The 25844-nt window shown below is 63.4% G+C and carries 20 protein-coding genes; 15 read left to right on the plus strand and 5 right to left on the minus strand.

The window, feature by feature from the left end:
* Window positions 1-23: 23 nt before the first annotated feature.
* Window positions 24-923 (minus strand): DMT family transporter, encoded by a 900-nt coding sequence (locus tag C8N35_RS21260; RefSeq protein WP_210203637.1) that lies wholly within the window; start codon window positions 921-923, stop codon window positions 24-26.
* Between the two features lie 226 nt (window positions 924-1149).
* Between C8N35_RS21260 and C8N35_RS21265 the strand changes: the two genes are divergently transcribed.
* The 3 genes from C8N35_RS21265 to C8N35_RS21275 all read left to right on the plus strand — a co-directional run bounded on the left by C8N35_RS21265 (window position 1150) and on the right by C8N35_RS21275 (window position 3774).
* Window positions 1150-1548, plus strand: a complete 399-nt coding sequence (locus C8N35_RS21265; protein ID WP_107991749.1) for a hypothetical protein — start codon at window positions 1150-1152, stop codon at window positions 1546-1548.
* Between the two features lie 91 nt (window positions 1549-1639).
* Window positions 1640-2527 carry a cation diffusion facilitator family transporter gene (locus C8N35_RS21270; protein ID WP_107991750.1) on the plus strand — a complete coding sequence of 296 codons (888 nt, stop codon included), beginning with the start codon at window positions 1640-1642 and terminating at the stop codon, window positions 2525-2527.
* Window positions 2528-2703: 176 nt separating this feature from the next.
* Window positions 2704-3774 (plus strand): hypothetical protein, encoded by a 1071-nt coding sequence (locus C8N35_RS21275; protein WP_146177455.1) that lies wholly within the window; start codon window positions 2704-2706, stop codon window positions 3772-3774.
* Between the two features lie 313 nt (window positions 3775-4087).
* On the opposite strand, the gene rfbD is transcribed toward C8N35_RS21275, so the two are convergent.
* The 4 genes from rfbD to rfbA all read right to left on the minus strand — a co-directional run bounded on the left by rfbD (window position 4088) and on the right by rfbA (window position 7615).
* The gene (gene rfbD, locus C8N35_RS21280) at window positions 4088-4984 is read right to left on the minus strand and encodes a dTDP-4-dehydrorhamnose reductase (protein WP_107991752.1); all 897 of its coding nucleotides are present in this window, start codon (window positions 4982-4984) and stop codon (window positions 4088-4090) included.
* Complete coding sequence (rfbB, locus tag C8N35_RS21285) at window positions 4981-6033, minus strand: dTDP-glucose 4,6-dehydratase (RefSeq protein ID WP_107991753.1); 1053 nt, start codon at window positions 6031-6033, stop codon at window positions 4981-4983. Before rfbB ends, rfbD begins: the two co-directional genes overlap by 4 nt.
* Before the next feature lie 91 nt (window positions 6034-6124).
* Window positions 6125-6685, minus strand: coding sequence for a dTDP-4-dehydrorhamnose 3,5-epimerase (gene rfbC, locus C8N35_RS21290; protein WP_245926904.1), 561 nt, complete (start codon window positions 6683-6685; stop codon window positions 6125-6127).
* Between the two features lie 39 nt (window positions 6686-6724).
* Window positions 6725-7615: a glucose-1-phosphate thymidylyltransferase RfbA gene (rfbA, locus tag C8N35_RS21295; RefSeq protein WP_107991754.1), complete on the minus strand. Its 891-nt coding sequence runs from the start codon at window positions 7613-7615 to the stop codon at window positions 6725-6727.
* A gap of 462 nt (window positions 7616-8077) precedes the next feature.
* On the opposite strand from rfbA, the gene C8N35_RS21300 reads away from it, so the two are divergent.
* From C8N35_RS21300 to C8N35_RS21355, 12 genes are all read left to right on the plus strand, one after another.
* On the plus strand, window positions 8078-10828 hold the full coding sequence (locus tag C8N35_RS21300; RefSeq protein ID WP_107991755.1) for a M10 family metallopeptidase C-terminal domain-containing protein: 2751 nt from the start codon (window positions 8078-8080) through the stop codon (window positions 10826-10828).
* Window positions 10829-11259: 431 nt separating this feature from the next.
* Window positions 11260-12555 carry an HAD-IIIA family hydrolase gene (locus tag C8N35_RS21305; protein WP_107991756.1) on the plus strand — a complete coding sequence of 432 codons (1296 nt, stop codon included), beginning with the start codon at window positions 11260-11262 and terminating at the stop codon, window positions 12553-12555.
* Window positions 12556-12568: 13 nt separating this feature from the next.
* Window positions 12569-13552, plus strand: a complete 984-nt coding sequence (locus C8N35_RS21310) for a GHMP family kinase ATP-binding protein (RefSeq protein WP_107991757.1) — start codon at window positions 12569-12571, stop codon at window positions 13550-13552.
* Entirely contained in the window at window positions 13527-14156 is a 630-nt protein-coding gene (locus C8N35_RS21315) for an SIS domain-containing protein (RefSeq protein ID WP_107991758.1), read from the plus strand. Before C8N35_RS21310 ends, C8N35_RS21315 begins: the two co-directional genes overlap by 26 nt.
* Window positions 14156-15199, plus strand: a complete 1044-nt coding sequence (locus C8N35_RS21320; RefSeq protein WP_107991759.1) for a hypothetical protein — start codon at window positions 14156-14158, stop codon at window positions 15197-15199. The genes C8N35_RS21315 and C8N35_RS21320 overlap by 1 nt, the downstream gene beginning before the upstream one ends.
* Window positions 15196-15972 (plus strand): hypothetical protein, encoded by a 777-nt coding sequence (locus tag C8N35_RS21325; protein ID WP_107991760.1) that lies wholly within the window; start codon window positions 15196-15198, stop codon window positions 15970-15972. The genes C8N35_RS21320 and C8N35_RS21325 overlap by 4 nt, the downstream gene beginning before the upstream one ends.
* Window positions 15969-17024 carry a glycosyltransferase family protein gene (locus C8N35_RS21330; RefSeq protein WP_107991761.1) on the plus strand — a complete coding sequence of 352 codons (1056 nt, stop codon included), beginning with the start codon at window positions 15969-15971 and terminating at the stop codon, window positions 17022-17024. The genes C8N35_RS21325 and C8N35_RS21330 overlap by 4 nt, the downstream gene beginning before the upstream one ends.
* The gene (locus tag C8N35_RS21335; protein WP_107991762.1) at window positions 17018-18007 is read left to right on the plus strand and encodes a glycosyltransferase; all 990 of its coding nucleotides are present in this window, start codon (window positions 17018-17020) and stop codon (window positions 18005-18007) included. Before C8N35_RS21330 ends, C8N35_RS21335 begins: the two co-directional genes overlap by 7 nt.
* Window positions 18008-18080: 73 nt before the next feature.
* Window positions 18081-19007, plus strand: a complete 927-nt coding sequence (locus C8N35_RS21340) for an FkbM family methyltransferase (protein ID WP_107991763.1) — start codon at window positions 18081-18083, stop codon at window positions 19005-19007.
* Window positions 19008-19511: 504 nt separating this feature from the next.
* A complete protein-coding gene (locus C8N35_RS21345; protein WP_107991764.1) occupies window positions 19512-22616 on the plus strand; it encodes an FG-GAP-like repeat-containing protein in 3105 nt (1034 codons plus the stop codon).
* 105 nt (window positions 22617-22721) lie between these two features.
* A complete protein-coding gene (locus C8N35_RS21350) occupies window positions 22722-24404 on the plus strand; it encodes a tetratricopeptide repeat protein (RefSeq protein WP_170122208.1) in 1683 nt (560 codons plus the stop codon).
* A gap of 13 nt (window positions 24405-24417) precedes the next feature.
* A complete protein-coding gene (locus C8N35_RS21355) occupies window positions 24418-25785 on the plus strand; it encodes a tetratricopeptide repeat protein (protein ID WP_107991766.1) in 1368 nt (455 codons plus the stop codon).
* Window positions 25786-25844 lie beyond the last annotated feature (59 nt).

Raw genomic sequence — 25844 nt, forward strand, 5'->3', positions numbered from 1 at the left:
CGGAGGGACCGGAAAGGGCAAGGCTAGCCCGCCTTCTGTCGCGACCGCCAGACATTGACATAGTTCGCCAGGAACACGATCGCGCCGCCCAGAAACACATACGGATCAAGCGGTTCGGCATAGGCCAGCATGCCGACGACGGCGATCAGCGGCAGCCGCAGGAAGTCCATCGGCGCCGCAACCGAGGCGTCCGCATGGCGGAATGCGCGCGCCAGTCCGACCTGCGCCAGAAGCCCGCTCACGCCCACGACCAGCACCCATGGCAGATGGGAAAAGTCCAGTAGCATCGGTTGCCCGCCGACCATGATCGCGCCCAGCACGAGCTGGATCGCCGTCATCCAGAACATGATGCAAAGCGTCGGCTCCGTGCGCGAAAGTGACTTTGTCATCATGATGTTGGCGGAAAGACAGATGGCGGCGGCGAGTGCCGCGACCTCGCCGGTATCGACCGCGAGCACCCCCGGCCGGACCACCACCAGCACGCCCGCAAAGCCCGCCGCCGTCGTCGCGATCCGCCATCCGGTGAACCGTTCGCTCAAGAAAACCGGGGCCAGCAGCGCCACCCAGATGGGGGCCGTGAACTCCAGCGCGAAGACCTGCGCCAATGTCGTCTGCCCGACCGCATAGAACCACAGGCTCTGGCCCGAAAAATGAGCCAGATTGCGCCCCAGATGCGTCCCCGGACGCCGCGTCCGGATCACCGCGAAACGGCCCGTGGCGACCAGAATAGAGGTGACCACGGCAAAGCCGATCAGCGATCGGTAGAACATGATCGAGAATGTGTCGAGCTGGCCGATCAACTCGCGCCCGCCCACGGCCATTGCCGAAAAAGACAATATCGCCAATGACATCCAGACGGCCGCGTAAAGCGGTTGGCCAATGCCGTGCGGCATCGGCAAGGTCGCGGTGCGAGCCTCGCGCATGGTTTTTCTGCCTCGGTTCCCAACGGCCGGCCCTCTTGCGGCCGGGATCAATGGTGCCGGGAGCGGCCCCGTGGGATGGCCTGTCCCGGATACGCGCAACATGAGCAGGCTGTCAGTCGGCAGGTGACGCAATCGTCGTTCTGCCGATCGCCAGACGAAGCTGTTGCATGCGCAGCTCTGATAGGTTTAAAAGCTCAGGGCATTTTGAATAATTAGGAAAATCAATATGTTTCGTCGCATTTTACTCGTCGCGTCGGCTCTCGCGCTTACTGTAGCGGCAGGTAACGCCGAAACGCTCAAGGCCGATGCCCGCTCGGGCCGAACGACCCGGGTCGGGGGCCATTTTGTCTACAACATCACCAATTGCCAAGCGAGCATCGTACCCAACCTCAAGGTTGCGCGCCAGCCTGCTCACGGCACGGTTACCATACGCAAAGCCCGTATGCGGGTCGGTACCGGACACCGCTGCGCCGGTCTCGCGGTTACCGGAAGCGAGGTCCACTACACGGCCAAACGCGGTTACCACGGTGCCGACACCTTTTCCATCAAGTTCCGCTACATGCCGCAACCCTGGTCGGCCAGGACAACTGTGGTTACAAAAAAGTACGAAATTACAGTGCATTAGGAGATTTTCGAGGAAATCGCCGGGCTCGTCCACTGCCATGGTGTATCCTCCGCATTGACCTTCTGTGTCCGGGGGCCTATCGCATGGCGCCATGAACAGGGTCTCCAAAATTGCGCTCGGCAGCGTCTTCGTCGGCATCGCCGTGCTGGCGTTGAAATTCGTCGCCTACTGGCTGACGGGTTCGGTCGCGCTCTATTCCGACGCGATGGAGTCGATCGTCAACGTGGCCTCGGCGTTCGCCGCCTTCATCGCGGCGCGCTACGCCTCCAAGCCGGCCGATCAGAATCACCCTTATGGCCACCACAAGGCCGAATACCTGGCCGCCGTGCTCGAAGGCGTGATGATCGTGCTGGCCGCGGTCGCGATCTTCTATCAGGCCTGGGAAGCCTTCCGCACGCCGCGCTTTCTGGATCAGCCGACGCTGGGCCTTGCCGTCAACGGCGTCGCCGGGCTCATCAATCTCGTCTGGGCGCGCTACCTGATCGTCTCGGGCAAGCGCTTCCGCTCGCCCGCGCTCGATGCCGACGGCCGGCATCTGATGACCGACGTCTGGTCCTCGGTCGGCGTCATCGGCGGTGTCGCGCTCGCTGCCTGGACAGGCTGGCTGATCCTCGATCCGCTGCTTGCCGGCGTCGTCGCGCTCAACGTCCTGTGGTCCGGCTGGGGGCTGGTGCGCCAGTCCGTCGGCGGGCTGATGGACGAGGCCCCCGAACCCCACATCCGCGACCACATCCGCTCCATCATCTCCCAGCGCGCCGAAGGGGCGCTGGAGGCGCATGATCTGAGGACGCGGCGCGCGGCGCAGAAGACCTTCATCGATTTCCATCTCGTCGTGCCCGGCTCCATGACGGTGGCCGATTCCCACGAGATCTGCGACCGCATCGAGGAAGCCCTGCGCGCCGAGGTTCCCGGCTCCATCATCACCATCCACGTGGAGCCGGAGGAAAAGGCCAAGCACCAGGGCATCGTGGTGGTCTAGGCCGGCTTTTGCGTGCCTCCCGCCCCGCTCAAGCCTTGCGGGCGATTGTACGACCCTCTACAGACGGATGCGGGTTTGGAGACGGCGGCTGGCCGATGCCCGCGAGCTTTGGCGTCTTTCCATTGTCGGGCAGCGGTCGCGCCGGATGGACGCGGCGCCTCAAGGAGGGCTTCCGCTTGCTGAGCGCATGGCAGCACCTGAGCCGGATCGCCCGGGCGAGCCGGTCCATCCCGACGACGGATCTCTATTTCGCCAATGCCTGCCGCGACTGGCTGAAACCGGCGGTCCGGTCGGGCGCGGGGGAGCTCAGGCGTCATCGTGAGCCGCTCATCCGCCGCATCGGCGCCAACAGTTTCCTCGCTGGCGATCAGGCCGTCGTCTGCCGCCGCGATGCGTCCGGCGTGGTCGATGCGATCCTCTCAGATCCCGCGCTGCAACTCACCTACGTGATCGACGACGATCTCGATGCCGCCCATGACGACGAGAGCCTGCCGGCCGACTACCGCTCCCGTCTCGCCAGATTGCGCGAGGGGCAATACCGGGCGCTGGTCGAGCGCGCGCAGACCATTGTCGTACCCACCGATCACCTTGCGGCCAAGTTCGCCGCGACCCATGACGTTCGCCAACTCGGCCCGGTGTGGGCGGGTCCGCTCGCCGACGACAGTCATTTCGATCGACTGGCGCGCGGCAAGGCCTTCCAGATCGCCTATCTGGGCTCGGTCACCCACGGCGCGGACCGCGCCTTCGTCATCAAGGTGCTGGAGGCTGTGCTGGCCGCCCGTCCAGATGCGGCGGTGACGATGATCGCGCGCGGCAAGCTCGGCTGTTCGCTCGACGGGCACCCGCGCCTGCGCCTGCGCCGGCCGCTTCCGTGGGCGCTGCACCGCGCCCGTCACGCCCGCTTGCGCTTTCATCTCGCGCTCTATCCGATGCTGGATACGCCCTTCAACCGGGGGCGCTCGATCAACAAGGTGATCGAGCATGCCGTGCTGGGCGCGGTCGGGCTCTACAGCGCCGATTGGGTTTTTGCCGACCGGATCCGCGACGGCGAGACCGGATTCCTGGCACCCAACGAGGAAAGCGCATGGGTGGCCGCGATCCTCTCCGCGATGGACGACCCGGCCGGGCTCAGGGCGATGCAGGCAAAGGCCCGCGCGGCGGCGCAAGTGCTCAACGATCCCACGCCGCAGCGTCTGTTCTGGGGCGAGCGGCTGGGGCTGGAGGGATGGCGGAGGTTTGAGGCCTGAGGCCTCTCGGTTTTTCCGGGGAGGCTCGCCCGCAAACGGCATGGGGTCAGGGTGCAGCCTATCCTTCGAGACGGCGCTGACGCGCCTCCTCAGTGTCTGGCCCGGAAATGGTGTTATGGTACATGCGTGCTGCAATATCGGCGGTTGTCCCTGTAGAGAGCCACAGGCACCATTGTCATCCCCGCCTGCGCGGGGATGACAGTCAGGAGCAAGCCGCACGCATTTCGGGCCAGACACTGAGGAGCGCTCGCAAGAGCGCGTCTCGAAGGATGGGGCGCTTGCTTCCCGCTCCCGCTTGCTCCCCGCCTCCGCCTCACCCTTTGGCGAGAAGCCGCGTCACCACCGTCTCCAGGCTTGCCTGCCACCCGGGCAGGCGGATGCCGAAGGCCTTTTCCAGCTTCGTGCAGTCGAGCCGCGAATTGGCGGGGCGCTTGGCCTGCGTCGGGTAGTCCGAGGTCGGGATGGCCTCAATGGGAATGCTTGGCCCGCCGCGCGCGCCTGCGATCTCGAAGATCGTTCGCGCAAACCCGCACCACGAGGTCTCGCCCGAACCGGCCAGATGGTAGACGCCTCCCCGGTTGCCGAGGTCGTTTTCATAAAGGTCTGCGGCGACCGTGATCAGCGCATCCGCGATGTCGAGCGCCGAGGTCGGCGAGCCAATCTGGTCGTCCACCACCTTCAAGCCGTCGCGCTCCGCGCCGAGCCGCAGCATGGTCTTGACGAAATTGCCGCCAAACGGGCTGTAGACCCAGGCTGTGCGGAAGATCAGCGCGTCCGGCAGGGCGACGCGCACGGCCCGCTCGCCCGCAAGCTTGGAGGCGCCGTAGACGCCGAGTGGTGCGGTCGCATCGCTTTCCACGTAAGGCGCGGGCTTGGCGCCGTCATAAACGTAGTCGGTGGAGATATGCAGGAGCGGCAGGCCGCGCCGGGCGGCGGCTTCCGCGAGCTTTCCCGGCCCCGCCGCATTGACCGCGAAGGCCGCCTCGCGCTCGTCTTCCGCCTTGTCGACGGCGGTGTAGGCGGCGGCGTTGATGATCGCGGTCGGCTCAAAATCATCGGCCGCGTCCGGCAGGTCGGTGAAGGCGGCGAGGTCGCATTCCTCCCGCCCCAGCGCCAGCAGCGGCACACGGCGTTCTCCCGCCCGTTCTGCAAGCGCACGGGCGACCTGGCCGTTGCGGCCGATGACGAGAAGACGCGGACCCTCGATCATGCCTTCAAAAGCCCCAGCCGCTCGCCGGAATAGGTCTTCTCGCGCAAGGGCCGCCACCAGGCCTCGTTATCCAGATACCAGCGCACCGTCTTCTCCAGTCCTGTCTCGAAGGTTTCGCGTGCCCGCCAGCCGAGTTCGCCCTCAAGCTTCGTCGCGTCGATCGCATAGCGCGCGTCATGGCCCGGCCGGTCGGCGACGAAGGTGATCAGCTCGCCGTGGCGGTGGTTCTTCGGCGCCATGTCATCGAGGCAGCTGCAGATGCGCTCCACCACGTCGAGATTGGTGCGCTCGTTGCGCCCGCCGACATTGTATTTCTCGCCGAGCCGGCCCTTGGTGAGGATCTCGAACAGCGCGCGGGCGTGGTCCTCCACAAAGAGCCAGTCGCGGATATTGGCACCCGTGCCGTAGACGGGCAGGGGTTTGCCTTCGAGCGCGTTGAGGATCACCAGCGGGATCAGCTTTTCCGGGAAATGGTAGGGGCCGTAGTTGTTGGAACAGTTGGAGATTACCACCGGCAGGCCATAGGTGCGGCCCCAGGCCGTCGCCAGATGGTCGGAGGCTGCCTTGGAGGCCGAGTAGGGCGATGAGGGATCGTAGGGCGTTTCCTCGCGAAAGAGCCCGTCGTCGCCAAGCGAGCCGTAGACCTCGTCGGTGGAGACATGAAGGAAGCGGAAGGCGTCGCGGCGCGCGGCGGGCAGGCTGTCGCGGTAATCGCGCGCGGCCTCCAGCAGGCGGAAGGTGCCGACGATGTTGGTGTCGATGAAATCGGCCGCCCCCGTGATGGAACGGTCGACATGGCTTTCCGCCGCCAGGTGCATCACCGCGTCGGGCGCGTGGGCGGCGAAGATGCGCTTCAGCGCGTCCGCGTCACAGATGTCGGCCTTCTCGAAGGCATAGAGCGGGCTGTCTGCTATGGAGGCAAGGGAGGCGAGATTGGCGGCGTAGGTGAGCTTGTCGACATTGACGACGGAAACGCCGAGGTCACCGACCAGATGCCGGCACACCGCAGACCCGATAAAGCCCGCGCCGCCGGTGACCAGTATCTTCATGGTGCTTGTCAAAAGGCCGTCTCCGCGTGTTTCGAAGGTCCGGGTGAAATGGCTGTCTTCGCGCTCTAATCGATTTTCCGGGCAATGAACGTCAGGAATAGCTGAACCAGACCGGCAGGTCCTTCAGGCGCGGATGCTTGCGGTCCTTGTCCGACAGCGTTGCCTCGGCCGGATCCACGGGCCAGGAAATGCCGAGATCGGGATCGTCGAAGGCGAGCCCCTTGTCGCAATCGGGCGCGTAGACGTCCGTCACCTTGTAAAGGAACTCCACGTTCTCGGTAAGGGTGCAGAAGGCATGGGCAAAGCCCGGCGGCACCCAGAACTGGCGCCAGTTTTCCGCGCTGAGCTCCACCGCGAGGTGCTGGCCGAAACTCGGCGAGCCGTGGCGGATATCGACGATGACATCGAGCACCGCGCCGCGCGTGACCCGCACGAGCTTTCCCTGCGCATGCGGCGGGGTCTGGAAGTGAAGGCCACGGATGACGCCGCGCGTGGCGGAAAAGGAATGGTTGTCCTGCACGAAATCGGCCTCAAGCCCGGCCTCGGCAAATGCCGCCTTGTTGTAGACCTCGGAGAAGAAGCCGCGCTGGTCGCCGAATTTCTTCGGGGTCAGAACCATCGGTCCCATGATATCGAATGTCTCGACCTGCACGCCGTACCTCGCTCTCTTCTCGCGGTTTTTCTTGTATTGTCAAAGGCCTGTGTCGGTCGAGGGAAAATTCTGCTCGACCACGGTGGTCAGATAGTCGCCATAGTTGTTGTTGTAGCCGGCGGCAAGCGCGAGCACCTGCTCGCGACCGATGAAGCCGAGCCGCCAGGCGATCTCCTCGGGACACGCGATCTTGTAGCCCTGGCGCAGCTCCACCGTCTGGACGTAGTTGGCCGCCGCAAGCAGGCTGTCCACCGTGCCGGTGTCGAGCCACGCCGTGCCGCGCTGAAGGCGTACGACGTTGAGGTCGCCGCGCCGCATGTAGGCCTCGTTGACGGACGTGATCTCCAACTCGCCGCGCGGCGAGGGCGTGACGTTGCGGGCGATCTCCACCACATCTCGATCGTAGAAATAGAGCCCGGTCACGGCGAGGTTCGAGCGCGGGTTTTTTGGCTTCTCCTCAAGCGACACGGCCTTGCCGGAGGCATCCATCTCCACCACGCCGAAGGCGCGCGGGTTGACGACCGGATAGGCGAAGACGCTGGCACCCTTCGTCAGCCCGGCCGCCTGTTGCAGCACCTGGGTGAAGCCGGCGGCGTGGAAGATGTTGTCGCCCAGAGCCAGCGCGCAGGGCGAGCCGTCGATGAAATCCTCGCCGATCAGGAAGGCCTGCGCGAGGCCGTCAGGCTCCGGCTGTTCGGCATAGTCGATGGAGATGCCCCAGCAGGCGCCGCTGCCCAGCAGATCGCGATACATCGGCAACGCCTGCGGCGAGGAGATGATCAGGATCTCCCGGATGCCCGCCAGCATCAGCGTCGACAACGGATAGTAGATCATCGGCTTGTCGTAGACCGGCAGAAGCTGCTTGGAGATGATCTGGGTGACGGGATGCAGGCGCGTGCCCAGGCCGCCGGCGAGAATGATGCCCTTCATGTCGTTTTACTCCGGCGACCGCCGAATACCCCCGATTTCGCGAATGGAACCGATACCTTTGGGAATCGCGTCCCATCATGAGCCCGACAAAAAGGGCGATTTCCCGTCCGCGCGACCTGATCGTGTCCGCAATCATGCGCAACCGTCACGATTCGTATCGGCAATGCTGCCACGTCAGTCAACAACGCATGTTGGGTGCGGGCACAGCTGCGCCGGTTTCCGGCGCGCCTTGCAATCTTTGCGCGTGGTGCCGGAATTTGAACCGCTGCAATGACTTGACGATGGAGGCGACGTCGGTTGCCCGTGGGGCGACACTATTGCCTGCCGCCGCGGACTTGGCAAAATGACAAATGTGTCCCAGTATTTCCCGATGACGTCGATGAATTCCGATGCCGTATTCATGTTTCGCTAGGGGCGGTGACGCATGATGGCGCCAGTATCAACAGCCTGCGGCATGAGAGAATGACTGTCGATCACACCCTTTCCGGACTTTGCGCCTGTCCCGCCTGCGCGGGCGGAAGCCAGTTTCAGGCAGAGGCGGTAACGCCGCAGGAGAGCTATACCGACGTCTGGACCCTGTCGCAGATCTCGGACCAACTGTCGCGCTTCAATGCCGAATGGTCGGGCACGACCGTTACCTACGGGTTCTCGACCTCCGCGCCGTCCTATTCCTTCAGCAATAACGACGAAGGCTACGGTTATTCGGTCTTCGCGGCCGCCCAGAAGGCGGCTGCGCGCGATGCCATCGAGTCGTGGGGCGATCTCATCGCCGTGAATTTCGTGGAAAGCGCCTCCTCCAGCGCCCAGATCCAGTTCGCCAACACCACGACGGGGCCGCAGGTCGCCTGGGCCTACTACCCGTCCTCGAGCAGTTCGGGCGGTGACGTCTGGGTCAATCCGGACTACAGCTACAACAGTCGTCTCAACTACGGCGAATACGGCTATCACACGCTTGTTCACGAGATCGGCCACGCCATCGGCCTGGCTCATCCCGGCGACTACAACGGCGGTTCGCCGAGCTACTATACCTCGGCCGACTATCAGCAGGACACGCGCCAGTACACGGTCATGTCCTATTTCTCCGCCTCCTACACCGGCGCCGACCATTCGCCCCCGGGGCAGGGCACCTCCTACGCGGCCACGCCCCTGCTGCACGACATTACCGCCATCCAGGATGTCTACGGCGCGAACATGACGACGCGCACGGGCAACACCACCTACGGCTTCAATTCCAATGCCGGCCGCGATGCCTTCGACTTCACGATCAACACGGCTCCCGTCGTCGCGATCTGGGATGCCGGCGGCATCGACACGCTCGATCTCTCGGGCACCGGCTACAGCCAGGTCATCAATCTGACGGCGGGCACGTTCTCCGACGTGCTCGGCATGACGGACAATCTCGCGATCGCCTTCAACGTAACCATCGAGAATGCCGCCGGCGGATCTGGTTCCGACGACATGACCGGCAACGATGCGAACAACCGCCTCATCGGCAATGCGGGCGCCGACACCCTGCGCGGGGCGGCCGGCAATGACGTGCTTCGTGGCGGTACTGGCGCGGACACTCTCGACGGCGGTGCCGGCAATGACTGGGTTGACTATTCGACGTCGTCATCGGGCGTGACGGTCAATCTCGGTGACGGTGCGAGCGAGAGTGGCGGCGAGGCCCAGGGGGACACCCTCGTCGATATCGAATACGTGCTCGGCTCAGCGCATGCGGACGTGATCGTGGGCGACGGCGCGGGCAACATCCTGCGCGGCTACGACGGCAACGACCGGCTTGTCGGCAATGGTGGCTCCGATACCCTGCGCGGCGAAGATGGCAACGATGTCCTGCGCGGCGGAGCCGGTGCGGACAACCTGCAAGGCGGCGCCGGCATCGACTGGGCCGACTATTCCGGTTCGGCTGCCGGCGTTCACGTCAACATCGCCGACGCTGCGGCCGAGACGGGGGGAGACGCGCAAGGCGATGTCCTCTCCGGCATCGAATACATTCTGGGCTCCGCCCACGACGACGTGATCGTCGGCGACGGCAACAACAATTACCTGCGGGGCTACGACGGCAGCGATCGCCTGTTCGGCAACGGCGGCAGCGATATCCTGCGTGGTGAAGGCGGCAACGACGTACTGCGCGGGGGAACCGGTGGCGACATTCTCGATGGTGGCGACGGGATCGACTGGGTCGACTACTCCACTTCCGCTTCCGGCGTGATCGTGACACTGGCGGATGGGACTGCCGAGAGCGGTGGCGATGCGGCGGGCGACCGGCTTTCCGGCATAGAATACGTTCTCGGCTCCGCCCACGACGACGTCATCGCTGGCGACAGTACGGCCAACTATCTGCGTGGCCACGACGGCAACGACCGCCTGTTCGGCAATGGCGGCAACGATATCCTGCGCGGCGAGGGGGGCAATGACGTCCTCAATGGCGGCGCTGGCGCGGATCAGCTGCAAGGCGGTGCGGGTATCGACTGGGCCGACTACTCCGGCTCGGCTTCCGCGGTGAACGTCGATCTTTCCGACGGTCTGGCGGAAAGCGGCGGCGATGCGGCGGGCGACAGGCTCACCGATATCGAATACGTGCTCGGCTCCGCCCATGACGACATGATCGTCGGCGACGCCGGCAACAACTACCTGCGCGGCTATCTCGGCGACGACCAGCTTTTCGGCGGTGACGGAAATGACATGCTGAGAGGCGGTCAGGGCGCCGACGCGCTGGACGGCGGCGTTGGCTTCGACTGGGCCTTCTACATGGCCTCCACCTCTGGCGTGATCGTCGATCTTTCCGACGGGCTTGCCGAAAGCGGCGGCGAGGCGGAAGGCGATACGCTTGTAAACATCGAGGCCGTTTATGGCTCGAACCACGCCGACACCCTGACGGGCGATGCCGGCAACAACTATCTGCGCGGTCACGGCGGCAACGACACGCTCGAAGGCAAGGGCGGCAATGACGTCCTGCAAGGCGATGCCGGCGCCGACACTTTCGTCTTCGCCGCAGGCTTCGGTACCGACATCGTCACCGATTTTGCTGATGGACTGGATCAAATCTGGTTTTCATCCGATCTTGGAGTGGCCTCGGTGGGGGACTTGTTCTCCAGTTTCGGTCATGAGGACAGCGGCAGCTATATCTTCGACTTCGGCGCGGACGGTTATGTGACCATCGCCAATGCAACGCAGGTCCAGCTCCAGGATGACGTGTTCCTGGTCGCCTGACAGGCCGTGTGCTGCAATATGCCGTTAAGTAATTTCGCAGCGGTCTTCGGTGCGTCACCGGACGCGCCGGATGTCCTAGTATTTCCATATAAGTTTATGAAAAATACAATTAAAATCTCCTGACCTTGCCAGAGCGGCAGGCGCCTGTGGTGCTTTGGGGCGAAACCGGTGAGCAAGCCGCCGGCAGGGTTTACATCCCGTATAGTGTAAGATATTGAACATCCGCCATGCCGATCGGGAATTTGTGGCTCAAGTGCCCGTATCAATTGGATTAAATGTCCCGCATGTCTGCGCTCTTCTGATGCGATCCGGAGATTTCCGGTGAAATCGGAAGTGCCGGAAGTCTGGGGAATTCAGCCGAAATGCGTTCCGGCCCGTAATCTTGCTCGGGAACGAAGCGCGCGAAATCTTACAGGCGGTCATACTTGGGCATGCAGGCTATCATTCTTGCGGGCGGCAAGGGGACTAGACTGGCACCGCTGACGCTTGACCGGCCAAAGCCATTGGTCGAGATCGCGGGCAAGCCGATGATCGCCCATCAGCTCGAGCTGTTGGCGCGCTACGGCATTCGCGACGTGCACATCCTCACCGGTTATCTCGGACACATGTTCCCCGAAACGCTGGGCGACGGGAGCCGGTACGGTCTGGAAATCCGCTACCATGCGGAAGATCGCCCGCTTGGCACCGCCGGTGCGGTGAAAGCCATCGCATCGGAGCTTGCCGACACGTTTGTGGTGTTTTACGGCGATGTCGTGCTTGACATGCAGCTCGACCATTTCGCGCGTGTACATCGGCAAGGCGGCGCGGTCGGTACCCTGGCCGTGCATCCCAACGATCATCCCTTCGACAGCGATCTTGTCTCCTTTGATCAGGCGGACCGGATAACGGCGTTTCATTCCAAGAACCGTCCCGCCGATGATCGGCACGAGAATTACGTGAACGCCGCGGCCTACTGCCTCAGCCGCGATATCCTCGACCATATTTCGGATGAACCCGAAGATTTCGGACTTGCCGTTTTCCCGCGCATCATCGCCGGCGGCGGCCATCTCCAGGCCTACCGGACCGCGGAATTCATCAAGGACGTCGGCACGCTGCAACGCCTGAGGGAGACCGAGGCGAAAATCGTGAGCGGCGAAGTTCGATCGCGAAATCGTGAAAATGCCCAACTTGTGGTTTTCATCGACCGTGACGGGGTGCTGATCGAGGAGGCGGGGGATGCGCTCACCGCGCACGATCTCGCTCTTTTGCCGGGCGTGGGGGAGGCGGTCAGGCTGCTTCAGCAGGCCGGTTATCTGGTGATCATGGCAACAAATCAGCCGGGTATCGCCAAAGGCTTCATCGATTGGGACGACGTAAACGCCGTGCATGCAGAAATTGACGACCGTCTCGCCCGTTCAGGGGCGTTCCTGACAGACAAATATGTATGTCCGCATCATCCTCATGCCGGGTTCCCCGGGGAACGTGCGGAACTGAAGGTCGCATGCGATTGCCGCAAACCCCTGCCGGGGCTGCTGTTGCGTGCGCGCGACCACTACAATATCGACCTTGAGCGCTCCTTTATGGTGGGCGACCGCAGCGTTGATGCCGCTGCCGCGATCGCCGCGGGCTGCACGCCGCTGATGGTCCGTACCGGGTTCGGTGGTCGCGACGGCATCTGTGCCGTCGGGGATATTCCGTTATTCGACGATTTGCCGGCAGCCGCCCGCCACATCTGCGCGCTGACGTGAAAGGGCGACGACCATGATCATTTCGCGAGCGCCGTTCCGCATCAGCCTTATGGGCGGCGGAAGCGACCTTCCTGCCTACTACGAACGCTTTTCGGGCAAGACCCTGTCTTTCACGATCAACAAGTTCGTTTACGTGGCGACCAATCCGAGCTTTCACAAGCGCTATCGGTTCGTCTACAGCCGCGTGGAGGAAGTGACGTCGCTTGACCAGGTCGAACATCCGCTGATCCGCGAGATCGCGCGCGACTATCCGGTTCCCTTCATCGATTTCGCATCCTTTGCCGACGTTCCGGCCGGCACCGGACTCGGCTCGTCATCCGCCTTCACCGCGGCCACCGCGTTGAACCTCGCCTCCTACAACGAGGTGACCATCGGCGCGGAGGATCTGGCTGACTACAGCTGCAGGATCGAGATCGAGCGACTGGGCGAGCCGATCGGCAAGCAGGACCAGTATGCCGTCTGTCTTGGCGGCTACAACACGCTCCACTTCAATCCAGATGGCACGGTTTCCGCAAAACGCCATTCCGGCGTGCGGGTCGGGCGCTTTCTCGAAAAGCACCTATCGCTGGTTTTCACGGGGATCACCCGGCGAGCGAACTCCACTTTGGAGGAGCAGAACCGGAACCTGCGTGACGATCAGGCCGTCGTGGACAATCAACGCGAGATCGTCTCCATGGTGGATGCCATGCTTGAGGCGGTCACCATGCGCGACCCGAAGGAATGCGGTCGGCTGCTTCACCACAATTGGGAACTGAAAAAGCGGCTGTCGAGCAATGTCGGCGAGGACTCGATCGACGAGCTTTATAGCAAGCTCCTGTCGATGGGCGCCTATGGCGGCAAGGTTCTGGGTGCCGGCAATGGCGGGTTCGTCGCCGTCTTCCACGATGAGAATTTCAAGGAACGGTTGAAAGAGGTAGGCTTGCCCACATTGGAATACCGATTCTGGCCAGACGGAGCGGAGGTCGTCGAGAATGACGCGGTATTGCTTCCCCGATAGAAGATACGCGTCCGCGGGCGACTATGCGGGCGACTATGCCCGTCAGTTCGCCGAGGCGCTCGCCGCCGTGGATCGCGCCGAGATCGATGGTGTTGCCGCATGTCTGACGGCGGCCATCGACGCGGGGCGCGAGATCTTTGTCTGCGGGAACGGCGGATCGTCGGCGATCGCCAATCACGTGACCTGCGATTACGTGAAGCTGCTGGGGCTTGCGACCGGCAAGCCCGTGCGGCTGTCTTCGCTCAATTCCTACGGTGAGCTCAATTTCGCCATCGCCAACGATATCGCGTTCGAAGAGGTGTTTTCGTTCCACATCGCCCAGCGCGGACGGCCGGGCGACGTCCTCTGGACCATTTCCTCCTCCGGCAGTTCTGCGAACATCGTGAAGGCGCTGGAGACAGCGAGCGCGAAAGGCCTCGAGACGATCGCCTTCACCGGTTTTTCCGGCGGCAAGGCGAAGGAGCTCGCGACCCATTCGCTTCACGTTCCGGCGGAAAACTACGGCCTTGTCGAGGATGCGCACCAGATGCTGGCCCATATCGTCTGCCAATACGTCAGACATTTGCATGTTGAGGAAGAAACATTGGGATCGGTCGTATTTTAATGAACACGCAGATCATCATCCTCGGCTTTCATCGCAGTGGCACGTCGCTATTCACCGATTACCTCAACCAGGCCGGCCTTTTCGTCGGTTCCGATCTCCTGGGCGCGACGCCGACAAACCATCGCGGGCATTTCGAGGATCGCGGTATCGTCAACTTCCACACCTCGATGCTGCAGCGCGCGGGCGTGAACTGGCTGGCGAGCGCGCCGTACTTTCCGGTCTACCTGCCGCCGGATCACAAGGAAGTCCTGCGGCTCCTGGCCAATCGCGATGCGCAGAACAGCCTCTGGGGCTTCAAGGATCCGCGCACCTGCCTGTTCTGGGATCTGTGGGACACCCATGCCAGCAACCCGGTCTATGTGGTTCCGCTGCGCCACTACGAATTCTGCGTCGACAGTCTGCAACGGCGCGCCTTTCGCGATGCCGACACAAAACAGGTCGGCCGTCAGCACAACCTGCGCATCGCCAACAATCCCGACCTCAGCGCCTCTTCCTGGCTGCTGCACATGGCTCGCGTCCTGGAATGCGTATCGAAGTCGCCCGAGCGGTCCTTCGTCGTCGACATGCACCAGCTGAACAAGGAAAGCCGGCCGGTGCGCGAAGTGAACGAGCGCTTCGAACTCGATCTGGAGGATATCGAATTCGGTCGTGTCTTCGACCAGTCTCATTTCAAGGCGACGATGCGTCACCCCCCGGTTATCAGCCCCCCCTTGCGCCGACAATGCGAGGAACTCTGGGAAGAGTTGATGGCGCGCGCCACACCGGCAGCGTCGGCGGACAAGGCGGCGACGTCCAGATCCTATCGCCCCTTCGTTCTGAAGACCGACCATGCCGAATACGAACGGCTGCGCCTGGAAGTGGGGCTTGGCGGACAGCGCCGCGAGAAGAACGCTCCGGTTCGCCCGGTGGGCTCCGGCGCAATGGGCGACGGTGAGGTTGCCGGGCTGTTCGCCGAACGCATGCGGGCCGGCCGATACGGCAAGTTCCTCAAGGTTCTGGAACCGTTCCTCTCACGCGTTTTCGATTGGCTCACCAAGCGATGAAAGCAATCGGCCTGACTCCATCGCCTGCCTTCGACGAGCGCTTCTCGTCGTTTTCGTCTACGGCTGATGCCTATGGTTTCCTGAGGCAGCAGGCCATTGCCGCGCAAAAGGAAGTGACGGCCGAGCCCTATGTGATCTTTGATCTGGCGACGGTGCCGATGCCATGGTTCGATGCCAACGGTTCCGGCCGCAAGGCCTACGTGCTGCGCGATCGTCGCGATGTGGAAACGTTCATCCTGCTGTCGGATCGCGGTGGGCGCGGCGTGGCCGATCTGAGCGATCTGGTGCTTGTGTGGGACCAATTGCCGTTGAACGGAAACGAACGCGCCGCGTTGCGCGCCGCGCAGGCGGAGTTCTTCGACGATCCGGAGCTTGTCCTGGCGCCTGGCGGTATGCTGGACGTCTGGCTGGAGCGGCCGCGGCGGTTCTTTTCCGTCGACGCGATAATGGCGACTGGGTTCCACGTCCTGCGCTACCGCTCGCGCGAGCCCGTTCCGATCTTCAAGAGGCTCGTGACAGGGCATTTCCTGTTCGAGGAGGACATGGGGATCACCGCGACGGCGGCTGTCATCGACGCTCCGTCCTCCCTGAACCAGGCTGCCGACTATGCCGATTTTGATGAGCTGTTCGTGTTCTTCGACAGCGGTGTCTCGATTCTCGAAACCGTCTCCCTCTTTCGCAACGCCGCTGTCCGGAACCCGATGATTGCGGACGAAGTGGCCTTCTCGGTGGAGAAAATGTCGAAAAGCCTGATACGGTTGCGCCTGGCATGATCCACTATATCGTCTGCAACAATCCTCCGCAGGGCATTCTGCCGACCTCGAACGGTCCCGGCATGCGGGCCCGTCAGCTTTATCAGCAGATAAGCGCGGCCGGGCACGAGGCGCGCTTCGTCATGTTCGCCGAGCGCTTCAACATGACGTGCGGAGCGGAGAATTTCGCTCATTCGCATCGCGATCTGCAGCTCGTGCCCAACGGGCAGTTCGGCGACTACGTCGACCGCATCGAGCCTGGGGTCTTCATCTTCACGCAGGCGAATTTTCCCGTCGAGGTGCGCAAGGCGGCGTACCGGCACCGGATCGTCTTCGATTTCATCGCGCGCAAGGATCTCGAACTCATCGAGATCGGCAAGCGGGCCGCCGTCGACAAGTACCTCGATGCGGTGCGCGTCTATTTGGACCACGCCGACACCGTGCTCGTGACGTCGCCGAAGCTTCAGGCCCATGTGCGGGCGGAGTACGGCCGTGAACCGATCCTCAATCCCTTCGCCTTTTCGCCTGAGACCCATGTGAAGTATTCCGTGCCGACGATCACCTTCGGTGGACGGATCCACAAGTGGACCAACTACGCCATCACGTTCGATGGCCTGGCAGACTATTTCGAGACACACCCGGATCGTCGCGGCCTGTTCCTGTTCGACGGCGGGATTGCCGGCATCGAGGATCAGCATGCCAAGTCGGTCAGCCGGCTTCTTGTTTTGGAGAACGTGACTCGCATCGGCATGCTGCCAAGCCGGCAGGCTGCGGAAGTGGTCGGCCGTTCGCACCTGTTCGTCGACAGCAGCTTTCAGGGTGAGGAACGCAACTTCGCGACCTCAATCCGCACCGTCCATGCGCTGTCGCTCGGCACGCCGGTCTATCACAACGCCGGAACGGGTCTCGACGACATCTATGCGGTGTTTCCGGGAAAGCTCGGGCCGGAACCGGATGCGCAAGCTTTGGAGGCGGTCGTCGAAGACGCGCTGTCGGGCGCCTGCGAGCAGGCTCTCAACACGGTCCGCTCCTCCATGACCCGCATGCTGACGGAAGGGGCGCTGTCATGGTGACGTCCAAGCCGCGAATCTTCATCGTCGTGCCGAATTACCGGCAGGTCGGCGGCATCGCCAAGATGCTGGACTATGCCGTCCATGCCGATTCGCAACGTTACGAGGTCTGGTTCGCGACGAACACGAACCAGCATGCGAACGCCGGGCTGACGGCCAAGCCCTATTACCAGCGCTCGCCGCACGAGATCCAGTTCACGCTTCTCGACCGCGCGGACCTGCGCGACGGCGACATGGTGATGATCTCTCTGCCGAGCGATTTCTACCGGGTGCTGGAGCGCGCCAAGGCTCTCGGTTATCCAGATATCCGCTTCATCCACCTGATCCAGAACGTGCGCCACAACAATGTGTTCTTCGACAAGAGCATGGCACGCGACCTCTTGATGAAGAACATGCCGCGGATCTGCATTACCGATCAGGTCTATGACGCGGTGAAGCGGCTGGTGCCGGACGAGGAGTTGCTGGAACTGAATTTCCACGGCTTCGATTTCGAGTTCTTCCGCCGCCCGTCGATCAAGGCGAACCGAACGCTCCGGCTGGGCTACAACCTGTTCAAGTCGAATTTCGGCGAGAAGGTGCGAGAGGCGTGCGAAGCACGCGGTCTGCCGGTGGAGTTCGAGGTCGTTCCGCGCGGGGTGTCCTGGGAAAATCTGCGCGCCGCCTACCACGCCTGCGACGCCTTCATCGGCACGCCGCTGCGCGAAGAGGGGTACTATCTGCCCGGCATCGAGGCGCTGGCGGGAGGCGATATTCTGATCTGCTCCGACGCGGTCGGCAATCGTTCCTACCTGGCCGCGGAGGCGGCCCTTACGGTTGGATACGAGGATGTGGATGACTATCTCGCGAAGATCGATGCGTTGCTGGCGATGACGCCGCAGGCGCGCGAGCGCTTGCAAGCCGCGGCGGTCGACTTCGCTTCCCAGTTTTCTCTCGAGATGGAAAAACAGGGGTTTCGGGCGTTCCTTGCGGAGCACATGGAGGCCTGAGCGCGGCGCGCGGTCCTGTTCTGCGTGTGTTGTCGCGTGAAGTGCGACGCCTGTGTGGAAGTGTCTCGCGCTCATGGTTTCGATCGTGTGCGCCTTGCTTCCGAAGCGGGAAAATTGGAAAAAGGGTTGGGGAAAGCTGTCAGGAATATCGACATTCCTCGGTCCCTCCGGGCAACGCGAGATCAGCATGAAAAGTAGTGATATTCATATTCTGAACAATAACAGTGTTGCCAAGAGGAACGACTATCACCAGACGGTGGAGCGCGGCGATGAAATGCCGGATGCTTTCCAGCGATACAAGCACAAGTTTCCATATTTCGGATTTGTCGACTGCAAGGCTGGAGATGTCGAGTTCGTCATGTTCAGCGCCAATGACGATGTCGTGGCCTGGGAGTATTTCTGGACCGGAACCTACGAGGACGAAATCGTCACCGAATGGCTGCGGATGTGCCAGGGCGCGGATGTGATCCTGGATGTGGGTGCCTATACCGGCTGCATGGCGATGATCGCCTGCGGGGTAAATCCGGCCTGCGATGTCTACTGCTTCGAGCCGATGCCGCGTACCGTCGAGAGGTTGGCCATCAATCTCAAGGTCAACGGCCTGATCAATCGCGTGAAGGTGTTCCCTGTCGCCGCATCCGACGAGCGCGACGAGGTGGTGATGAACCTGCCCCGACCGGTCGACTTCCTCGGGACCGGAAATTCCATTCAGAAGAAGCCGAACGTCGATGTGATCGCTCAGTGCCCGGTGCGGGCCGAGCGCATCGAGGATTGTTTTACCCTTGAGGAAGGTCGGCGGATTTCGTGTGTCAAGGTCGACGTCGAAGGCCACGAGTTGCAGGCCCTGAAGGGCATGGAGACGCTGATCGACAAGCATCGTCCCGAATGCATAATCGAGGTCTGGCCGCACGAAAAAGCGGATATCGAAGCCTTCATGGGCGGTTACGGCTACAAGCCGCGCCAGTTGCGCGGCCTGAACTGGCTCTATTCCCAGGCCTGAACCGCACGGGCAGGCTATCCAGCCGACGCAAGGCATGCGCGACTTGATGTCGTCTGTGGCCCGTAACCGGGCGTCGCCTGCTTTGCGAGCGAGGGTTTTGATGGTGCGCGTGGCGGCGGTGACATCGGGCTGTTCATCCACTCTGAGTGATAAAGTCCAGTAATTTGGAGAATTTCCGGGTATCGCGGTGTCAGCCAAGTAGTTCTCACGGTGCCGATGCCGCCCCGCGCGAGCAGAATTCAAATTCCAAAATTAAATCCTGATTTCTTTGGCGTGCGAAACGTATGCCGTTAAGGTGCGACACCAGAATCCGATGCGATGGGGCGTCGTCTGGACAACTTGGTGCGCGCGCATCTGCGTCAGTTCGGGGCTGAACCGGGTGGACCGGGAGACCCGGGCGCGGCTCATGGCAGCCGGATCTCGGCATGAGGACCGAAGCGTCGGGAGGTTTCCGGTGGTTTTTCCGCCGGCGCGAGGGGCGCGAACGGAACGCAGGGGGGAAATATGGATCGCATCGTTGTGCAACCGTTCGGCAAACGCTTCGTGCTGGCATTGCTGCTGGTCGCGGTGCTGGCGGTGCAGTTCTGGACGCAGTCGCGTTATCCGGCACTGAACGAAAAGGCCATGATGAGCGGGGCCATCCAGCTTGAGGATCCGCTCGGTTTCGAGGCCAAGTTCCCGCTCTCGCCCGACGACACGACGGTCGAGCGCATCGCCAAGTCGACCGGAAACTGGATAAAGACCAACCAGCGCGGCATGACGTTCGGGATCCTGTTCGCCGCCGCCTTCCTCACCCTCTTCGGCTATATCCGCAAGCACAGTTTCAAGGGCAGTTTCGCCAACTCCGCGCTGGGCCTCGTCATGGGCGCGCCGCTTGGCGTGTGCGTCAATTGCGCGGCCCCGATCGCGCGGGGGCTCTACTCGGGAGGCGCGCGCGCGGAATCGACGCTATCGGCGATGATCGCCTCGCCGACGCTGAACATCGTCGTCCTCACGATGCTGTTCTCGCTCTTTCCCTTCTACATGGCGGTGACCAAGATCGCGCTGTCGCTGGTGATGATCCTCATCGCCGTACCCGTCATCTGCCGCTTCCTGCCGAAGGAACAGCTCCAGGCGTCGATCGGGAAACGTGCCGCCGCCGTGACGCCCGACCCGCACACCAGCGCCACCGACCAGGAAAACGTGGTCTGGGCCATTCTCTATTTCATCAAGGATTACGCGCTGAACCTGTGGTTCATCGTCAAGACGACCGTACCGTTGATGTTGCTGGCGGGCTTTCTGGGCGCGCTGGTGGCGAGCCTGTTGCCGGCCAGCCTGCTGGAAAACGCCGGCTTCGGTTTCTTCGGCCTCGTCGGCGCGGCGCTCATCGGCACTTTCCTGCCCGTGCCGATCGGTCTCGACGTTGTCGCCTCCGGCGCGCTGATGCAGGCGGGACTTGCGCCGGGCTACGTCATGGCGCTGCTGTTCACGCTCGGGATCTTCTCCGTCTATTCGTTCTTCATCGTGGCGACGGCGATATCGCTGCGCTCCGCCTTGTTGCTGGGCGGGACGATCTTCATCGTCGGCATTCTGGCAGGTTTCGGAGCATCGCAGTATCACGCCTGGCAGACCGAGCGCGCATTGAGGATGCTGACCGGCTGGGAATTCTCTCTGATCGGCTCCGCGCATGCGGAGGAGGCGGGGACAGCGCATGTCGGCGCGGCACCGTTTCGCGAGATGGCGGTTCCCGGCGCGCGGATCGTGATCGAGAAGCATGACTTCGCGCCCCGCTCGCCGGCCGGCGAAACACCCTTCACCCGCACCGAAGCCTGGCATCTGGGCATCGATAAGCCCACGGAGTTCTCGCTCGCCGACATGTGGCCGCCTTTCTGGGAAGGCCGCTCGATTGCGGCCGGCGACTATGACCGCGACGGTAAAACCGACCTCGTCTTCGCCTCCACCGAAAAAGGGCTCCACTTCTACGCCGGCGACGGCAAGGGCGGGTTTGCGCCGCAGACCTTCGATATCGGCCGGATCGCCGAAATGCCTGTTTTCAACGCGGTGCTTGTCGACATCGACAATGACGGCTGGCTGGACCTGTTCCTGACCACCTACCAGGATGGCAACTACGTGCTGAAGAACGTGGACGGCCGCTTCGACGCAGCCAGTCTGACGCAGGTCAAGAACCGCGACGACGCCATCCTCACCATGGCCGCAAGCTTCGCCGACATCGACCGCGACGGCGACCTTGACGTGGCACTCGGCAACTGGGCGGCGGGCTGGTATCGCACCGTGCCCGGCGAGGAGGCACGCAACCGCATCGTCTTCAACGAGAACGGGGTTCTGAGCGGCGAGAAATACGCGGACCTGCCGGGCCTTCCAGGCGAGACGCTGTCGATCCTCTTCTCCGACATCGATACGGACGGCGATGCGGATCTGCTGGTCGGCAACGACTTCGAGATGCCGGACATGTTCTATCTGGGGGACGGCACCGGCGGGTTAGAGGCGATCACGCGCGCCGACGGGCTGATCCCGATGACGACAACCACGACCATGGCGCTGAAGACCGCCGATCTGCACAATACCGGCCGGCCGGGGATCTATGCGGCTCAGATCGCCGGGCGCTCGTCGGGTGTGTCGAAAAAGCTGAAGATGCGGTCGCTCGATCAGTATTGCGACGGGATCGAGCGCGAGGCGGACAAGGCCGTGTGCGAAAAGAACATGGCCATCAAGCGATGGTACAAGTCCGGACACAGCTTCGATCCGGGCTACGCGAGCAAGTGCCAGGAGATGGAAGGACGCTATCAGGCCGAATGCAAGGCGATGCTGGTCAAGGATCTCGCCATTCAGAACCGCGATCCCTCGATCTGCAAGCTGATCCCGGCCGGGGCCACGCGGGCGCGCCAGCTTTGCGAGATCCACTTCCGCCCCTTCCGCAAGCCGGCGGAAGCGGAGATGGAAAAGACCGTGCCGCAGATCCTGCGCCGCAACGTGCTGCTGGAGCCGAGACCCGGTGGCGGCTTCGTGGAAACGGCGGAGGCGGAAGGCCTCGATGTCGGCGGCTGGAGCTGGGACACCAAATTCGCCGATGTCGACAATGACGGCTTTCTCGACGTCTACATCGTCAACGGCACCTGGGTGCCGAACGAGGTGAGCCCGTCGAACCTGTTCTTCCACAACAGGGGCGACGGCACTTTCGTGGAAGCGAGCAACGCCTTCGGGCTTGAGGACTATCTGATCACGGCGGCGGCGACGCGGATCGATCTCGACGGCGACGGCGATCTCGACTTCATCACTCAGCCGGTCAACGGGCCGGTGATGGCCTTCATCAACAATTCAACAACGGGCAATGCCATCGTCTTCGACTTCGAGGATCATGTCGGCAACCGTTTCGGCATCGGTAATCGTGTCGTCGTGAAGGCGGGCGAGAAGATCTGGACACGTGAGATCCAGCTTGGTGGCGGCTTCATGTCGTTCGATGCGGCCGAAGCCCATGTCGGGCTCGGCGAGGTCGAGGCGGTGAACAGTGTCACGGTGCATTGGGCCGATGGCGGTGAGACCACCCTCGACGGTCCGTTGCCCGCCGGCGCCCGCTATCGCATCGTGCGCCACGGCGAGACCGTGAACTGAGCCGCTACGTCGCGAACACAAACCGCTTCCGCCGTCCCCCGAGGCGCTCGCGAGCGAGAACAACAGGCCGCGATCGGTCATCGAATGAGAATGTCAGGAGAAATCATGCAGCTGTGGACGGCCTTGCGTACGACGCAAAGGGTGGCGAGAAAGGCCGCTTTTCCTGTCACCCTGTCGCTTGTCGCGGGCCTTTTGGCGAGCGCGCCCGTTCGCGCGCAGCAGCCGCAGGGCGGCGACACGGTTGCGCCGGCCGGCCAGAGTGATGCTCCGCGCCCGGACGCGGCCCCGGCGGGGGCGGCAGGCATGGCGGGAACAGCGGCCGATGCCGGCAATGGTGGTGCGCCGGACATGTCCGCATCCGAGGCCGCCTACCGGCGCGGAGATTTTGCCACTGCGCGCGCGGAACTGGAAAAGCTGGCGAAGACGGGTAACGCCCAGGCGCTCTATCGTCTCGCCTTTCTGATGGTGCGTGGCAAGGGCGGGCCGCAGGACCTTGCCGGCGCAGCGGCGCTGCTGAGGCGTTCGGCGGAACAGCGCAATACCGACGCACAGACCCTGCTGGGCAAACTCTATCTTCAGGGTGCGGGCGTGGACCGCAATTTTGCGTCCGCCGCAAGGCTTTTCGAGCTGGCCGCCGAAAAGGGAGCCGCCCAGGCGCAGTTCTTCATCGGGAAGATGTATCGCGACGGCGTTGGTGTGCCGGCAGATCCGCTCAAGGGCCTCACATGGCTGCAGGCGTCTGCCCGTCAGGGGGTGGCCGAAGCGATGTTCGAGCTTGCCGTCATGTTCGGCAAGGGGCAGGGCGTGACGGCGGACGAGGCGGAATCCCTGCGCTGGCTGGAAATGGCCTCCGATGCGGGCTTGCCGCTGGCGCAATACACGCTTGCCCAGAACTACACGCGTGGCGGGGCCATTGCCCGCAATGACGAGAAGGCGCTGGCGCTCTATCGCAAGTCGGCCGAAGCCGGCTACGTGCCTGCGCAAAGCGCGCTGGGCGCCCTTTATTTCGCCGGCGAGGGCGGGCTTGCGAAGGATCCGGGCGAGGCCTTCGTCTGGTTCACGCGCGCGGCCGAGGGCGGCGACGCGAACGCCCAGACCAACCTCGCCTACATGTATGCGACCGGCACGGGCGTAACGCGCGACGACGCTATCGCCGCCAAGTTCTACAATCAGGCGGCGGAAGCCGGGCTGCCGCGTGCCCAGGCGGCCTTCGCGGTGATGCTGTCGGAAGGCCGGGGCGTGAAGAAGAACGAGGCGGCGGCCGAGCAGTGGTATCTGCTGGCCGCGCGCGCCGGGCTTGAGACGGCCGAGCGTCGTCTCGGCGAACTCTATGCCGATGGCACCTATGGCGTGACGGATCGGGCTGCCGTGGCGCGTTGGGTCCATGCGGCGGCGCTCGACGGCGACGCGACTGCGGCGAAATGGCTGGAAACGGCGAGCGACGACGGCGTGCTGGCGGCGCAGGGGCGTCTGGCCGATGTCCTCGCAAAAGGGGCGGCGGGGAACGCGCCCGATCCCAAACGCGCCCTCGATCTCTACCGCGACGGAGCGGAGCGCGGCGATCCCTATTGCCAGCTTCAGCTGGGGCTTCTCTATGCGCGCGGCGAGGGCGTGGAGCAGGACTACATCCAGGCTCATAAGTGGGTGAACCTGTCGGCGGCGGACGGCAACAGCGCGGCTATCAAGTCCCGCGATCTTTTCGCAAGCCTCATGACACCGGAACAGGTGAGCGAGGCGCAACGGCAGGCCCGGCAATGGAGCGCCGATCATCTGTCCCAGGAAAGGTGAGGAAAACCGTACGATGGCGGTCGTGACAAACACGACAAGAAGGCGTGATCCGGGCAGACGGACGCCGACTGGCGGTGGCGGCAGGGCCGTGGCGCTTGCTCTTTGCCTGCTCGTTGCCGGGCTGTCGGCCGGTCCGGTCCTTGGTCAGGCCGATCCCGCAAGCGCGCTGCAAGAGGCGGAAGCGGCGCTTGCGCGCAACGATGTTCCCGCCGCCGTCGCGCTGGCGACACCGGCCGCCGATGCCGGCCTTGTGGAGGCGCAACTGCTGCTCGCCGGCATCTACTATCGCGGCTCCGGCGTGCCGCAGGACTACGCCGCCGCGGCCCGCTGGTATACCCTTGCCGCGCGCTCCGGCAACGCCGAGGCGCAAAATGCGCTCGGTGTCTGCTACGCCGCAGGGCTGGGCGTGCGCCAGGATTTCGCAGAGGCGCTCAAATGGTACCGCGCGGCGGCCGAACAGGGCGACCCGCGCCATCAGTTCGATCTCGCGGCGATGATCGAAAACGGCCACGGCACCGCGCCCGATCCGGCGAAGGCCGCGCGCTGGTACGAAAAGGCTGTGGCGCAGGGGCTGGCGGAAGCGGAGGCCAATCTCGGCATACTCTATCTGGAAGGCCGTGGCGTCGCCAGGGATGCGGAGCGTGCGCGGGCGCTTCTTTCCGCCGCCGCTGACAAGGGCGAGGCCAAGGCGCAGAACAATCTCGGTCTGATGTATGTGCGCGGACAGGGCGTTGCGCAGGATTACCCGAAGGCGGCCGCCCTTTTTCGACAGGCGGCCGAACAGGGGCTGAAGCCCGCCATGACCAATCTCGGCGTCATGTACGACAACGGCTTCGGCGTACCCCAGAGCGAAACCAGGGCGTTCGAGTGGTATCGCCGTGGCGGGCGCGCCCAGAGCGCAGCCGTGCCCGAACTGGATCTGACCGCGATCGATGCCGTTTACGACAGCCGGCTCGCCCCGCCCTATTCCGGCGGCTGGACGGTGAAGAGTTACGAGAGCGCCGCCGCGCGCGGGGATGTGCTGGCCGCCTTTCTCCTGGGCTACGTCCACGCCGCCGGCATCCGCGTTCCCCGCGACTATCGCATCGCCGCGCGCTACTACCGGCAGGCGGCGGCGGGGGGCTTCGTGCCCGCGATGACCAATCTCGGCCTTCTCAGCTTTCGCGGGCTCGGCATGCCGCAGGACTTCGTGACCGGATACATGTGGCTCAATCTGGCGAGCGCGGCCGGACACGCCGAAGCATCTCAGCTGCGTGCCGCGTTGCGCCCGCGCATGACCGCCGGCCAGATCAACGAGGCGCAGGACCTCGCAAAGCGGCGTTGGAAAAAGCCCCGAACAGGAACTGGTGGTGACACCGCAAGAAGCGCAGACGAGCGGTGACGGTGACCGTCGAAAGAAGCGGCGAGGGCGTGCGTCGGAAGAGGGAAAAGAACTTGTTT

It is taken from the genome of Breoghania corrubedonensis, from assembly GCF_003053845.1.
Taxonomy (GTDB): domain Bacteria; phylum Pseudomonadota; class Alphaproteobacteria; order Rhizobiales; family Stappiaceae; genus Breoghania; species Breoghania corrubedonensis.

What these genes read in the sequence shown, in the direction of transcription:
- C8N35_RS21260 (WP_210203637.1), bottom strand. Translation starts at nt 923, where the DNA reads ATGCGCGAGGCTCGCACCGCGACCTTGCCGATGCCGCACGGCATTGGC.
- C8N35_RS21265 (WP_107991749.1), top strand. Translation starts at nt 1,150, where the DNA reads ATGTTTCGTCGCATTTTACTCGTCGCGTCGGCTCTCGCGCTTACTGTA.
- C8N35_RS21270 (WP_107991750.1), top strand. Translation starts at nt 1,640, where the DNA reads ATGAACAGGGTCTCCAAAATTGCGCTCGGCAGCGTCTTCGTCGGCATC.
- rfbD (WP_107991752.1), bottom strand. Translation starts at nt 4,984, where the DNA reads ATGATCGAGGGTCCGCGTCTTCTCGTCATCGGCCGCAACGGCCAGGTC.
- rfbB (WP_107991753.1), bottom strand. Translation starts at nt 6,033, where the DNA reads ATGAAGATACTGGTCACCGGCGGCGCGGGCTTTATCGGGTCTGCGGTG.
- rfbA (WP_107991754.1), bottom strand. Translation starts at nt 7,615, where the DNA reads ATGAAGGGCATCATTCTCGCCGGCGGCCTGGGCACGCGCCTGCATCCC.
- C8N35_RS21300 (WP_107991755.1), top strand. Translation starts at nt 8,078, where the DNA reads ATGACTGTCGATCACACCCTTTCCGGACTTTGCGCCTGTCCCGCCTGC.
- C8N35_RS21305 (WP_107991756.1), top strand. Translation starts at nt 11,260, where the DNA reads ATGCAGGCTATCATTCTTGCGGGCGGCAAGGGGACTAGACTGGCACCG.
- C8N35_RS21310 (WP_107991757.1), top strand. Translation starts at nt 12,569, where the DNA reads ATGATCATTTCGCGAGCGCCGTTCCGCATCAGCCTTATGGGCGGCGGA.
- C8N35_RS21315 (WP_107991758.1), top strand. Translation starts at nt 13,527, where the DNA reads ATGACGCGGTATTGCTTCCCCGATAGAAGATACGCGTCCGCGGGCGAC.
- C8N35_RS21320 (WP_107991759.1), top strand. Translation starts at nt 14,156, where the DNA reads ATGAACACGCAGATCATCATCCTCGGCTTTCATCGCAGTGGCACGTCG.
- C8N35_RS21325 (WP_107991760.1), top strand. Translation starts at nt 15,196, where the DNA reads ATGAAAGCAATCGGCCTGACTCCATCGCCTGCCTTCGACGAGCGCTTC.
- C8N35_RS21330 (WP_107991761.1), top strand. Translation starts at nt 15,969, where the DNA reads ATGATCCACTATATCGTCTGCAACAATCCTCCGCAGGGCATTCTGCCG.
- C8N35_RS21335 (WP_107991762.1), top strand. Translation starts at nt 17,018, where the DNA reads ATGGTGACGTCCAAGCCGCGAATCTTCATCGTCGTGCCGAATTACCGG.
- C8N35_RS21340 (WP_107991763.1), top strand. Translation starts at nt 18,081, where the DNA reads ATGGTTTCGATCGTGTGCGCCTTGCTTCCGAAGCGGGAAAATTGGAAA.
- C8N35_RS21345 (WP_107991764.1), top strand. Translation starts at nt 19,512, where the DNA reads ATGGATCGCATCGTTGTGCAACCGTTCGGCAAACGCTTCGTGCTGGCA.
- C8N35_RS21350 (WP_170122208.1), top strand. Translation starts at nt 22,722, where the DNA reads ATGCAGCTGTGGACGGCCTTGCGTACGACGCAAAGGGTGGCGAGAAAG.
- C8N35_RS21355 (WP_107991766.1), top strand. Translation starts at nt 24,418, where the DNA reads ATGGCGGTCGTGACAAACACGACAAGAAGGCGTGATCCGGGCAGACGG.